We start from the raw sequence: 13,424 nt of genomic DNA on the forward strand, positions 1-13,424 counted from the left end.
GAATATATTGCCATGCGAAAAAAAATAGGATAGAATTAGTACCTGATACTAATAATTGATCACAACCTGATTGATCTTCTAAATTTAAGATATAAAGGAGTCTTCCCTTATGAAAGCTGGAATACTTGGTGTTGGACGTTACATTCCTGAGAAGGTTTTAACAAATCATGATCTTGAAAAAATGGTTGAAACTTCTGACGAGTGGATTCGTACAAGAACAGGAATAGAAGAAAGAAGAATCGCCGCAGATGATGTGTATTCATCACATATGGCTGTTGCAGCAGCGAAAAATGCGCTGGAACAAGCTGAAGTGGCTGCTGAGGATTTGGATATGATCCTGGTTGCAACTGTTACACCTGATCAGTCATTTCCTACGGTCTCTTGTATGATTCAAGAACAGCTCGGCGCTAAAAAAGCGTGTGCTATGGATATCAGCGCGGCTTGTGCGGGCTTCATGTACGGGGTTGTAACCGGTAAACAATTTATTGAATCCGGAACCTACAAGCATGTTCTAGTTGTCGGTGTAGAGAAGCTCTCAAGCATTACCGACTGGGAAGACCGCAATACTGCCGTTCTGTTTGGAGATGGGGCAGGCGCCGCGGTAGTCGGACCAGTCAGTGATGACAGAGGAATCCTTTCATTTGAGCTAGGAGCCGACGGTACAGGCGGTCAGCACTTGTATCTGAATGAAAAACGACATACAATCATGAATGGACGAGAAGTTTTCAAATTTGCAGTCCGCCAAATGGGAGAATCATGCGTAAATGTCATTGAAAAAGCCGGACTTTCAAAAGAGGATGTCGACTTTTTGATTCCGCATCAGGCGAACATCCGTATCATGGAAGCAGCTCGCGAGCGTTTAGAGCTTCCTGTCGAAAAGATGTCTAAAACCGTTCATAAATATGGAAATACTTCTGCCGCATCCATTCCGATCTCTCTTGTAGAAGAATTGGAAGCCGGTAAAATCAAAGACGGCGATGTGGTCGTTATGGTAGGGTTCGGCGGAGGACTAACATGGGGCGCCATTGCAATCCGCTGGGGCCGATAAAAAAAGGTGAGGTGCACACAAGATGACTAAAAAAAGAGTAGTTGTTACAGGACTTGGAGCATTATCTCCGCTTGGCAACGACGTCGATACAAGTTGGAATAACGCAATCAACGGTGTGTCCGGAATCGGTCCGATCACTCGTGTTGACGCTGAAGAATATCCGGCAAAAGTAGCCGCTGAATTAAAAGACTTCAATGTTGAAGATTATATGGATAAAAAAGAAGCCAGAAAAATGGACCGCTTTACACAATATGCGGTTGTGGCTGCGAAAATGGCGGTTGAAGACGCAGATCTTAACATTACCGATGAGATCGCGCCGAGAGTCGGTGTTTGGGTGGGTTCCGGTATTGGAGGACTTGAAACACTAGAGTCTCAATTTGAAATCTTCTTAACAAAAGGCCCAAGACGGGTAAGCCCGTTTTTCGTGCCAATGATGATTCCTGACATGGCGACAGGCCAGATTTCTATTGCATTAGGAGCAAAAGGGGTGAACTCTTGTACGGTTACAGCATGTGCTACAGGAACGAACTCCATCGGTGACGCGTTTAAGGTTATTCAGCGCGGTGATGCAGACGTGATGGTCACAGGCGGAACAGAAGCGCCGCTGACAAGAATGTCATTCGCCGGCTTTAGTGCCAACAAAGCGCTGTCTACTAATCCAGATCCGAAAACAGCGAGCCGTCCGTTCGATAAAAACCGTGATGGCTTTGTCATGGGGGAAGGTGCAGGGATTATCGTTCTTGAAGAACTTGAGCATGCTCTGGCCCGCGGCGCTAAAATTTACGGAGAAATTGTCGGCTACGGCTCAACCGGAGACGCTTATCATATCACAGCGCCGGCCCAAGACGGTGAAGGCGGAGCGAGAGCGATGCAAGAAGCCATTAAAGATGCAGGCATTGCACCTGAGGAAATTGATTATATCAATGCTCACGGGACAAGCACGTATTACAACGACAAATACGAAACAATGGCGATTAAAACCGTTTTCGGTGAGCATGCGCATAAACTTGCGGTAAGCTCTACAAAATCGATGACAGGCCACCTCTTAGGAGCAGCTGGCGGTATTGAAGCCATTTTCTCTATCCTGGCCATTAAAGAAGGCGTGATTCCGCCGACAATCAATATTCAAACACCTGACGAAGAATGCGATTTGGATTATGTGCCTGATGAAGCCCGCAGACAGGAACTTAATTATGTTCTCAGCAACTCATTAGGATTCGGCGGACACAACGCAACATTAATCTTTAAGAAATATCAATCATAATCAAGCCAAATCGGCTGCCCTTAAAGGGTAGCCGGTTTTTTTTGTGTGCATAGGATTAAAAGAGGAGGCGATCACATGAGTGTAGAACAAACATATAGCTGGCTCAGGAAGGCTGCTTCAATAGATGATTTGGCACCTTACATTATCCCGCTTTTTTCAGGTGCGGGGAAAAAGAACTGGAAGGGCATTTTGGGGCACCTTCAGCATCATGGGATGTTTAAAAACATGACAGAGGGTATTCAGACTGCTTCCAAGCTGAAGGAAAAAGGTTTTTACGGACATATCCAAAAGGAAGAACAGTACCTCAAAAACAAATGGCAAGGTCCTGATGTACCAATTGTCACGTTGCCGGTTGATGAACGAAACAGGAGAATCCGTTTAGAATTCGGATCAAAATCAGGACTCGCCTTTCAAGACAAAATGTTCCTTTTTCTTTCGTCAGATTTAGATTTTGGGTCGGTATCTGCCCTGATGACGCATGAGTATCATCACGTTTGCCGGTTAGGTCATCTGACAAAAGAGGAAAAGGATGTCACATTACTTGATACAATCATCATGGAAGGGCTGGCGGAATATGCTGTTTATGAGAGGTTCGGCCGAAGTCAAACGGCTGAATGGACGACTTGGTATACTCCAGAGCAGCTTCAGGCTTTATATGAAAAAAAGATTGCGCCCCATCAGGATATCAAACGGGATAATCGATTATTTCCCCAGCTGTTATTCGGCAAAGGATATCAGCCGAAAATGCTTGGATACGCAGTTGGATTCAATATTGTAAAAAAATATTTAACTGCCAACAAGGCAAGCACCGCAGACGGACTGTCCATTCCTGCTGAAACCTTTTTGGATGCAATGCTTTAATAGAATAAAATAATGGAATTTCGTTAATAATATTACATTTATCCTAAAAAATTCTTGATTTTGCAAAATGATTGTAATAATATACAACTATAAAATTTTTCGATAATTCAATATTATTTATTATTTCTGAATAAAGGGATTGCTTTCTCTTGAAAACGATTGACCACAAGAGGGGGGAAAGGGGAGCTAGCATGAGCACACTATTAGAAGTGAATAATTTAAAGACTTATTTTTTCCGGAAAAAGGAGCCGATCCCTGCGGTTGACGGAGTCGATTTTCACATCAGCAAAGGTGAAACCGTCGCCCTTGTGGGTGAATCGGGCTCCGGAAAAAGCATTACTTCCTTATCAATTATGGGTCTCGTCCAAAGCTCAGGCGGAAAAATCATGGACGGCTCTATTAAACTCGAAGACAAAGACCTCACCTCATTCACTGAAAACGATTATTGCAAAATCCGCGGAAACGAAGTATCCATGATCTTTCAAGAACCAATGACCTCCCTTAATCCGGTGTTAACAATCGGAGAACAAATTACCGAAGTGCTGATTTACCATAAAAACATGAAGAAAAAAGAAGCCAGTCAACGAGCTGTTGAACTCTTGCAGATGGTCGGTTTCTCCCGGGCAGAGCAAATAATGAAGGAGTACCCGCATCGGCTGTCAGGCGGTATGAGACAGAGGGTGATGATTGCCATCGCACTGAGCTGTAATCCTAAACTGCTCATTGCCGATGAACCGACGACAGCACTGGATGTGACAATACAAGCCCAGGTGCTGGAGCTCATGAAAGATCTCTGTCAGAAGTTCAACACATCGATTCTTCTGATCACACACGATTTAGGTGTCGTGTCCGAAGCGGCTGATAGAGTGATTGTCATGTACTGCGGACAAGTCGTAGAAAACGCCACCGTTGACGACTTATTTTTAGAACCGCTTCATCCTTATACAGAAGGCCTGCTTACGTCAATTCCTGTTATAGATGGAGAGATTGATAAATTAAATGCGATTAAAGGCAGCGTGCCTACGCCTGATAATTTGCCGCCGGGGTGCCGTTTTGCCCCAAGGTGTCCGAAAGCTATGGATAAGTGCTGGACAAATCAGCCTGCGCTTTTGACACACAAAAGCGGAAGAACGGTGAGATGCTTTTTATATGAGGAAGAGGGTGCAGAACAATCATGACAGCAGCTAATCAAGAAACAATCTTAGAGCTTCGTGACGTAAAAAAATACTTTCCGATCCGCTCAGGCCTTTTTCAAAGAAAAGTCGGTGATGTAAAAGCGGTGGATGGTGTGTCATTTTCGTTAAAAAAAGGAGAGACACTCGGAATCGTTGGAGAGTCGGGCTGCGGAAAATCGACTGCCGGCAGAACGATGATCAGACTGTACAAACCGACAGAAGGCCAGATTCTTTTTAAAGGGCAGGATATTTCCAATCTGTCAGAGGAGAAGCTGCGGAAGAGTGTCCGCAAAAATATTCAAATGGTTTTCCAAGATCCATTTGCCTCGTTAAACCCGAGAAAGACACTGCGGTCTATCATAAAGGAGCCGTTTAATACACACAACATGTATACGATGCGTGAACGAAACGAGAAAGTCGAAGAGCTGCTTGCGAGAGTTGGCCTTCACCCGTCGTTTGCCAGCCGTTATCCCCATGAGTTTTCCGGCGGCCAGCGACAGCGGATCGGCATTGCCAGAGCACTCACTTTAAATCCAGAGCTGATCATTGCAGATGAGCCGGTTTCCGCACTTGATGTATCCATTCAGGCCCAAGTGATTAACTTGATGGAGGAATTACAGGAGGAATTTGATCTTACGTATCTATTTATCTCCCATGATCTAAGTGTCGTCCGCCATATCAGCGACAGAGTCGGAGTGATGTATCTTGGCAAAATGATGGAACTGACCGGCAAGCATGAGCTATATGACAACCCGCTACACCCATATACCCAAGCGCTTTTATCCTCCGTTCCGGTTACAAGAAAGAAAGGATCTGTCAAACGTGAACGCATTGTCCTGAAGGGAGAACTGCCAAGTCCGGCCAACCCGCCAAAAGGCTGCGTATTCCACACAAGATGCCCTGTTGCAAAACCGATATGCAAGGAACAAATACCAGAATTTAAAGAAGCTGCTCCCAGCCACTTTGTGGCTTGTCACCTTTATAGCTAATGTTGCCCGCACAGCTTTGAGAGGGGGTATGCACACTACATAAACAACAGCTGAGAAGAACGAACATTTTAAAAGGGGGAATATCTAATGAAAAGACGGAAAACCGCACTGATGATGCTAAGTGTATTGATGGTTCTGGCCATCTTTTTATCAGCCTGCTCGGGCTCAAAATCGAGCAGCAGCAGTGAGAAAAAATCAGCAGGCAAACCGCAGCAAGGCGGGGATTTGGTTGTTGGCTCAATCGGAGCGCCCACACTTTTCAACTCATTATATTCAACAGATGAATCAAGTACAGATATTGAACAAATGATTTACAGCTTTTTAACGAAAACAGATGAAAACTTAAATGTCAAAATGTCACTTGCAGAAAGTGTGAAAGAGCTGGATGGCGGTCTGAAATATGATGTGAAAATCAAAAAAGGCGTTAAGTTTCATGATGGAGAAGAGCTGACTGCCGATGATGTTGTCTTTACGTACAGCATTCCGCTTAACAAAGATTACAAAGGAGAGCGCGGCTCTAACTTTGAAATGCTGAAATCAGTAGAGAAAAAGGGAGATTATGAGGTTTTATTTACGCTGAAATATAAAGACCCTAACTTCTATAACAATACGTTAGACAGCTACGGGATACTGCCGGAGCACATTTTAAAAGATGTACCGGTTGCAGAGCTTGAAGATAACGAATTTAATAGAAAAAATCCAATCGGCTCAGGGCCTTTCAAATTTAAAGAATGGAAAGACGGACAATACGTGAAGCTCGTTGCTAATGATGACTACTATGACGGCCGTCCGTATTTAGACAGTGTCACGTATAAAATCATTCCTGATGCCAATGCAGCAGTTGCCCAGCTTCAGGCCGGAGATATTGATTTCTTTAACGTGCCGTCAACTGACTATAAGACAGCTGAATCGTTTAATAATGTCAAAGTCGTAACAGATTTAGCGTTAAGCTATACGTATATCGGCTGGAATGAGAAAAATGAGCTGTTTAAAGATAAAAAAGTGCGCCAGGCGCTTACGACAGCTTTAGACCGTGAAACAATGGTGCAAACCGTATTAGATGGGGACGGGAAGGTCGCTTACATCCCTGAAAGTCCGGTTTCATGGAACTATCCGAAAGATATAGAAGTTCCTAAATTTGAATACAATGTCAAAAAAGCGAAGAAGATGCTGAAAGAAGCCGGCTGGGAAGATACTGACGGTGACGGCATCCTCGATAAAGACGGTAAAAAATTCGAGTTTACACTGAAAACGAATCAAGGAAATAAAGTTCGTGAAGACATTGCAGTTGTTGTTCAAGAACAACTGAAGAAAGTCGGGATTAAGGTAACGCCGCAAATCGTTGAGTGGAGTGCATTAGTAGAACAGACAAATCCACCTAATTGGGACTATGACGCAATGGTTTTAGGATGGAGTTTATCAACGTTCCCAGACCATTACGATATCTTCCATTCTAGCCAGTCTGAAAAAGGCTTAAATAACATGTGGTACAAAAACCCTGAAGTTGATAAGCTTCTCAAAAATGCAAAATCAATCAGTGACCGTGACGAATACTCAAAAGCTTACGAAAAGATTTACCAAAAACTTGCTGAAGATCAGCCGTATACCTTCCTTTACTATCCGAACAACCATATGGCAATGCCGGCTAACTTAGAGGGTTATGTGTATCATCCAAAACGCGAGTTGTACCAAATTGAAAAATGGTGGCTTGCCCAATAATTTTCCCTTGCAGGGGAGGGAGTGCGTTTCCTTCCCCTTTGAATTTGAAAAAGAACAACGAAGGGGACAAGAATATGGTTACATATATTATTCGAAGAACGTTATCTTCGATTCCTATTCTATTGGGAATTACAATTTTGTCTTTCATTATTATGAAAGCCGCTCCAGGGGATCCGATGACACTTATGATGGACCCTACGATCAGCCAGGCAGACAGGGCTCAGTTTATTGAAAAGTACGGTCTCAATGACCCTGAGTACGTTCAATATTTAAAATGGCTGGGCAATATGGTTCAAGGTGATTTCGGCACATCCATCATCAGAAAAGGGACGCCTGTTTCAGAACTGATTTTAGCACGGCTGCCCAACACACTCCTCTTGATGCTGGTGTCAACAATTTTGGCGCTGATCATTTCCATCCCATTCGGGGTAATTTCTGCAAAAAAACCTTATTCGAAGCTGGACTACGGCATTACATTTACTTCATTTATCGGTTTGGCAATCCCGAATTTTTGGTTCGGTTTGATTTTAATCATGGTGTTTGCCGTGAATCTCGGATGGTTTCCAACCGGGGGAGTCGCCACCCTTAACTCAGATTTCAGTATAGTAGACCGGATTCATCATTTGCTTTTACCCGCTTTTGTGCTGGCGACAGCTGATATGGCAGGCTTAACGAGATATACAAGGTCCAATATGCTTGATGTTTTAAATCAAGATTATATCCGGACTGCCAGATCAAAAGGTTTCAAAGAGAATCGAGTATTATTTAAGCACGGCTTGCGGAATGCACTATTGCCTGTTATTACGATTTTCGGCTTAATGATTCCTTCCTTTATTGGCGGAGCGGTTGTCGTAGAGCAGATTTTCACTTGGCCGGGATTAGGAAAGCTGTTTGTCGATTCAGCATTCCAGCGCGATTATCCGGTTATCATGGCAATGACTGTGATCTCGGCGGTTCTTGTTGTTGTCGGAAACCTCATTGCAGACATCCTTTACGCGATTGTTGATCCGCGGATCGAATATTAAAAGGAGGGAAACAGAGATGTCAGAGCTGCAAACAACTCCCTCGCCGGAGATCAGGCTGAAAGAAAATATTTCAAAAAAACCAGAAACAATGACAAAGATCTTCTGGGAAAAATTCTCGAAAAACAAACTGGCCATTTTAGGTGCCGTTATTCTTTTTATCATTATTATGTCAGCTGTTTTCGCCCCTTTCATTGCACCTTATCCCCAAGAGCAGCAAAGCCTGCTTGATAAATATAAGGCGCCGGGCCTTGAACATCTGATGGGAACGGATAAATTTGGACGTGATATTTTCAGCCGAATCCTTTATGGTGCGCGTGTCTCTTTATTGGTTGGATTTGCGTCCGTAGTCGGCTCGATTTTGATCGGAACGGTTTTAGGAGCATTAGCTGGATATTTCAGAGGAATAGTGGATGCTGTCATTATGCGTGTAGTTGACATCGTGCTATCCATTCCTGATATTTTCCTGTTGATCACGCTGGTCACCATCTTCAAGCCGGGTGTGGACAAACTAATTTTAATTTTCTGTCTCACAGGATGGACCACGACAGCACGATTAGTAAGAGGGGAATTCTTGTCGCTTCGTTCAAGGGAATATGTTCTTGCTGCTAAAACAATTGGAACAAAAACGCACAAAATTATTTTTTCTCATATCCTGCCCAATGCGTTAGGGCCGATTATTGTGTCAGCTACGCTGAAAGTAGGGTCTGTTATTCTAGCTGAATCGGCGCTAAGCTACTTGGGATTTGGAATCCAGCCGCCAATCGCTAGCTGGGGGAACATGCTTCAAGACGCACAGAATTTCACAGTAATGATTCAAGCATGGTGGTACCCATTATTTCCCGGGCTATTTATTTTAATGACCGTTTTATGCTTCAACTTTGTCGGTGATGGCCTGCGGGATGCGCTTGATCCGAAAAATATTAAATAAAAATGAATATCATATCTGTTATAAAATATCACCAAATCAGAAAAAAAGCAGGTCTCCTTTTGTCAGAAAATATACAAAGAGATCTGCTTTTTGTGATTCTTGCATAAAACCAGTGATTCCAGATTTCCTCAATCTCTTTGGAATAATTTCTCTGTCCCTTGCCTATACTGTGGACAACAGTTTTTATAAAGTGAGGGGTTAGAGATGTTATTTCTTCATGATGTGTGGGTCAATTGGTTTGAAGGGGAAGAAAATGGCTACAATGTATGCCACTTTCACGAATGGCGCAAGGAAGATACGGTTGAGCTTTTGGATCAGGTGCCGCTGTTAAGGGTGCCGTCAGTACTGTTTCATTACATAGAAAACGATTTGTCAGAGCTTCCGAAAGGTTTGCTTGAAGACGTACATCAGAAATCGTACATTCGGAAAAATCATGAGCGGACAAAGCTTGAATATTGTTTTGTCGTAACAGACGGAATCGGCATTTTGGCTGTCGACACAATCGGCTATACAATCCCTGTCAGAAAAAGCCGTCTGATCCCACGGCAAGAGCAGCTCGTTTATGAAATGGTAAAAGATGTAGAGCCTGAAGCATATGAATTTGAACCAAAGAAACTGGAATCCTCTAAAGAATATCACATCTTATCATTAGCACCAGAACATGTCAGAGGACTGACAAGAAAAGAACGGCAAATCAAGCAGCTGATGTTTATGGCGCTTGACCAATTAAAAGGGCTGAAAAACCGCGCTGAAATCGGCTATTGGTACACAGAGTGGAATCCGCATATGTATGAACAAATCAAACGGATGAGCTTTGAAGAGATTTGGGACATGCTGTATAACGAAACAATTGAAGGCTGGTCGGACAAGCACCTGGCTTTTTGTGAAAACTTAATAAAAGGACAGCCTTTTTTCGAAAAGCTATGGGAAATGGAAAATGAATCGAAGGTAAACTGAAAAAAACCGCTCTTTGCAAAGAGCGGTTTTTTGATCAGCGTCTTTTTCTTCCAAGACCCATGGCATTCTCCATTTTTTTCAGCATTTTGTTTGCTGTCCGGTTCGCCCGTTCCGCGCCTTCATCAAGAATCCGGTCTAATTCTTCAGATTCTATCAGCTCATAATAGCGGTCCTGGATCGGTTTTAATGCGTTCACCACGACTTCTGCCAAATCACCTTTAAACTCGCCGTAGCCTTTTCCTTCGTATTTTGCTTCAAGCTCTTCAATTGTCGTATTGCCGAGGATTGAATAAATCGTAAGAAGGTTGGAAACGCCCGGTTTGTTTTCTTTGTCAAATTTTACAATGCCCTCAGAATCTGTCACAGCGCTTTTGATTTTCTTTTCAAGAAGCTTCGGTTCATCCAGCAGTGTAATATAAGCTTTCTGGTTCGGATCAGATTTGCTCATCTTCTTCAGCGGATCATTCAGAGACATGATGCGTGCACCGACTTTTGGAATTTTCACTTCCGGAATCGTGAAGATGTCGTTGTATTTTTTGTTGAAGCGTTCTGCGAGATTCCGCGTCAGCTCAAGGTGCTGCTTTTGATCCTCACCGACAGGCACAAGATCCGTTCCGTACAGCAGAATATCAGCGGCCATCAGCGGCGGGTATGTTAACAGGCCGGAGACGACAGCTTCATTGCCTTTGGATTTGTCCTTAAATTGAGTCATTCGTTCAAGCTCGCCGATATATGCGACACACTGCATCATCCATCCGGCCTGTGCATGCGCGGGAACCTCTGACTGAATAAACAATGTTGCTTTTTCAGGATCAAGTCCGACAGCTAAGTAAAGCGCCGCCAGACTGCGGATATTCTTTCTTAGCTGGAGCCGATCTTGAGGAACGGTTATTGCATGCTGGTCCACGATGCAAAAATAGCTGTTATAATCATGCTGCAGTTCGACAAACTGCTTCATTGCACCGATATAGTTGCCGAGCGTAACGGAGCCGCTTGGCTGAATGCCTGAAAAAATCGTTTGTTTCATGAAAACATCAACCTCATTTCTTAAAACATAATAAAAAAGGCTCATTCTTCCCCTATAAAAAAGGGACGAATGAACCGTGGTACCACCCTGATTATTCCATTAAAATGGAATCACTCTGACGTTTGTAACGGAGTCTGCTCCGGCTGAGCCTACTTTTTTCGGGTTCGGTCAGCTGCTCCAAAGTCCATTCCACATTGCCCGTTATCTGCTCCCAGCACCGCAGACTCTCTTCAAACAGGTGAAATGTGTACTACTCTTTTTCATAGCACGCTTTTCTTTTGATTGCTTCATTATAAATCAATTATAACCAATTGTCATCATGAAAAAACATTCTTTTTCCCAGTAACATTGTAATGATATAAATAACATGGGTGCTGTAAAACCCTTAAATGATAACTGCTATCAGCGTAAAAACGGGCAGATATTATATGTAAAAAGCAATATGGATAGAAAACTCATGAAAAAGTTTTTAATCAATTTACGCTTTAAATGGTAGAAGGATATTATGTTCGTGGAAGAAAAACTAACGAAGTTTAAATATTTTAAATTGATAAAATAATATTGCAATAAATTATTTGTTTCATTATAATGAACTTGTTCACTCTATTGTTACAGCTTTTTTACAAAAATAATCAGAAAAGACGGAACAGAATAAAAGTTATGGAAACTTAGGTTCATTTGTCTGATATTTCTGAGGATTTAGCCGTAAGGAGCTGAAAATTATTATTAGGGGGTTTGCGAATATGAAAAAACGTTGGTCGATTGTCACGTTGATGCTCATTTTCACTCTCGTGCTGAGCGCTTGCGGCTTTGGCGGCAGCGGATCAAACGGTGAAGGGAAAAAGGACAGTAAAGGAAAGACAACACTTAACATTAATATTAAAACTGAGCCGTTCTCCTTACATCCGGGATTGGCAAATGATTCAGTTTCAGGCGGTGTCATCCGTCAGACTTTTGAAGGATTGACACGCATCAATGCAGATGGGGAGCCTGAAGAAGGCATGGCATCTAAAATCGAAACAAGCAAGGACGGTAAAACATATACATTCACTATTCGTGATGGTGTGAAATGGTCTAATGGAGACCCTGTAACAGCACAAGATTTTGAATATGCTTGGAAATGGGCGCTTGACCCTAATAATGAATCACAATACGCTTACCAGCTCTACTACATAAAAGGTGCTGAAGCGGCGAATACCGGCAAAGGCAGCCTAGATGATGTGGCAGTAAAAGCCGTGAATGACAAAACGCTGAAGGTTGAATTAAATAACCCGACTCCATATTTCACTGAATTAACTGCGTTCTATACGTATATGCCGATCAACAAGAAAATTGCAGAGAAAAATAAAAAGTGGAATACAAATGCCGGGGATGATTATGTATCAAACGGTCCGTTCAAAATGACAGCATGGAAACACAGCGGTTCTATTACTCTCGAAAAAAATGACCAGTATTGGGATAAAGACAAAGTCAAACTGAAGAAAATCAATATGGTTATGATCAACAATAACAATACGGAATTGAAAAAATTCCAAGCTAGCGAACTTGATTGGGCTGGTATGCCGCTCGGACAGCTTCCGACTGAATCCCTGCCGACCCTGAAAAAAGACGGTTCTTTACATGTTGAGCCGATCGCAGGGGTGTATTGGTACAAATTCAACACTGAAGCTAAGCCGTTAGACAACGTCAATATCCGTAAAGCATTAACATATTCGATTGACCGCCAGTCTATTGTTAAAAACGTTACGCAAGGAGAGCAAATCCCGGCAATGGCTGCGGTGCCGCCGACAATGAAGGGATTTGAGGATAACAAAGAAGGCTACTTCAAAGACAACGATATCAAAACAGCAAAAGAATACCTTGAAAAAGGCCTAAAAGAAATGGGCTTAAGCAAGGCATCTGACTTGCCGAAAATCAAATTGTCTTACAACACTGATGACGCACATGCGAAAATCGCTCAAGCCGTACAAGAAATGTGGAAGAAAAATTTAGGCGTTGATGTTGAGCTTGATAACTCAGAATGGAATGTCTATATTGATAAGCTCCACAGCCAAGATTATGAAATCGGCCGTATGGGCTGGCTCGGCGACTTCAATGATCCTATCAACTTCCTTGAATTGTTCCGTGACAAAAACGGAGGAAATAACGATACAGGCTGGGAAAATCCAGAATTCAAAAAGCTTCTGAATCAGTCACAAACTGAAACAGATAAAACAAAACGTGCAGCGCTGCTGAAAAAAGCAGAAGGTATTTTCATTGATGAAATGCCGGTTGCCCCAATCTATTTCTATACTGATACTTGGGTACAGGATGAAAACCTAAAAGGTGTTATCATGCCAGGTACTGGTGAGGTTTATTTCAGAAACGCATATTTTAAATAAGGCTATGTCTGAAAATAAAAAGACCTCAAGGTATATGGGGAGAAAAGCCC

Annotated in this window: 11 protein-coding genes and 1 other annotated feature; of the genes, 10 read left to right on the top strand and 1 reads right to left on the bottom strand. The window is 42.8% G+C overall.

Annotated features, from left to right (window positions below; all coding sequences use genetic code 11):
- Nucleotides 1-109 precede the first annotated feature (109 nt).
- The 9 genes from fabH (at nt 110) to BLL41_RS01325 (ending at nt 9,966) form a co-directional block, all read left to right on the top strand.
- Nucleotides 110-1,048, top strand: a complete 939-nt coding sequence (fabH, locus tag BLL41_RS01285) for a beta-ketoacyl-ACP synthase III (protein ID WP_071576509.1) — start codon at nt 110-112, stop codon at nt 1,046-1,048.
- A gap of 22 nt (nt 1,049-1,070) precedes the next feature.
- A complete protein-coding gene (fabF, locus tag BLL41_RS01290; protein WP_003244890.1) occupies nt 1,071-2,312 on the top strand; it encodes a beta-ketoacyl-ACP synthase II in 1,242 nt (413 codons plus the stop codon).
- A 75-nt stretch (nt 2,313-2,387) separates the two neighbouring features.
- Entirely contained in the window at nt 2,388-3,173 is a 786-nt protein-coding gene (locus BLL41_RS01295) for a DUF2268 domain-containing putative Zn-dependent protease (RefSeq protein ID WP_071576510.1), read from the top strand.
- Nucleotides 3,174-3,364: 191 nt separating this feature from the next.
- Nucleotides 3,365-4,351: an oligopeptide ABC transporter ATP-binding protein AppD gene (appD, locus tag BLL41_RS01300; protein WP_071576511.1), complete on the top strand. Its 987-nt coding sequence runs from the start codon at nt 3,365-3,367 to the stop codon at nt 4,349-4,351.
- Nucleotides 4,348-5,337, top strand: coding sequence for an oligopeptide ABC transporter ATP-binding protein AppF (appF, locus tag BLL41_RS01305; RefSeq protein ID WP_071576512.1), 990 nt, complete (start codon nt 4,348-4,350; stop codon nt 5,335-5,337). Before appD ends, appF begins: the two co-directional genes overlap by 4 nt.
- 87 nt (nt 5,338-5,424) lie before the next feature.
- Nucleotides 5,425-7,056 (top strand): peptide-binding protein, encoded by a 1,632-nt coding sequence (locus BLL41_RS01310; RefSeq protein ID WP_071576513.1) that lies wholly within the window; start codon nt 5,425-5,427, stop codon nt 7,054-7,056.
- Nucleotides 7,057-7,130: 74 nt separating this feature from the next.
- A complete protein-coding gene (locus BLL41_RS01315) occupies nt 7,131-8,081 on the top strand; it encodes an ABC transporter permease (protein WP_014476430.1) in 951 nt (316 codons plus the stop codon).
- A 16-nt stretch (nt 8,082-8,097) separates the two neighbouring features.
- Nucleotides 8,098-9,009: an oligopeptide ABC transporter permease AppC gene (gene appC, locus BLL41_RS01320; RefSeq protein WP_071576514.1), complete on the top strand. Its 912-nt coding sequence runs from the start codon at nt 8,098-8,100 to the stop codon at nt 9,007-9,009.
- 204 nt (nt 9,010-9,213) lie between these two features.
- Nucleotides 9,214-9,966: a YjbA family protein gene (locus BLL41_RS01325; RefSeq protein WP_014663526.1), complete on the top strand. Its 753-nt coding sequence runs from the start codon at nt 9,214-9,216 to the stop codon at nt 9,964-9,966.
- Between the two features lie 34 nt (nt 9,967-10,000).
- Here the strand turns inward: BLL41_RS01325 and trpS are convergent, their stop codons facing one another.
- Entirely contained in the window at nt 10,001-10,993 is a 993-nt protein-coding gene (trpS, locus tag BLL41_RS01330; protein WP_071576918.1) for a tryptophan--tRNA ligase, read from the bottom strand.
- A 58-nt stretch (nt 10,994-11,051) separates the two neighbouring features.
- Nucleotides 11,052-11,266 (bottom strand) — a binding site (T-box leader).
- Nucleotides 11,267-11,736: 470 nt separating this feature from the next.
- Between trpS and oppA the strand changes: the two genes are divergently transcribed.
- Nucleotides 11,737-13,374, top strand: coding sequence for an oligopeptide ABC transporter substrate-binding protein OppA (oppA, locus tag BLL41_RS01335; protein WP_071576515.1), 1,638 nt, complete (start codon nt 11,737-11,739; stop codon nt 13,372-13,374).
- Nucleotides 13,375-13,424 lie beyond the last annotated feature (50 nt).

Origin of the sequence: Bacillus sp. FMQ74 (assembly GCF_001875785.1) — a bacterium.
Taxonomy (GTDB): domain Bacteria; phylum Bacillota; class Bacilli; order Bacillales; family Bacillaceae; genus Bacillus; species Bacillus stercoris.